The sequence below is a fragment of the uncultured Dokdonia sp. genome, from assembly GCF_947492535.1.
Taxonomy (GTDB): Bacteria; Bacteroidota; Bacteroidia; order Flavobacteriales; family Flavobacteriaceae; genus Dokdonia.
Genome location: NZ_CANLNH010000068.1, coordinates 1 through 212, shown reverse-complemented (window position 1 = coordinate 212; position 212 = coordinate 1). Strand labels below are relative to the sequence as shown.

The 212-nt window shown below is 40.6% G+C and carries 1 protein-coding gene; it reads right to left on the bottom strand.

Going from position 1 to position 212, the window contains the following annotated elements; all coding sequences use genetic code 11:
- The coding region (locus tag Q1A60_RS21585) for a hypothetical protein (RefSeq protein WP_300008543.1) at nt 1-212 on the bottom strand (212 nt) is incomplete at both ends.

Below are 212 nucleotides of genomic sequence, written 5' to 3'. Positions count from 1 at the left end.
ATAGCAAACTCATAATCTTCTAGGGTACTATTAAATCCAGATACATTAATCACCTCTACAGTATATACCCCTCCTGGGTTAAATGAACTCTCTAAGACCACTGCTTCAAACACCGGTGCACTAACTGCTACATAACTTGTATTAGCTACATAGGTACAAGCTGGCTCTCCATTTGGATAACCCGCTGTAATAGTCACCTCATACTCTCCTTG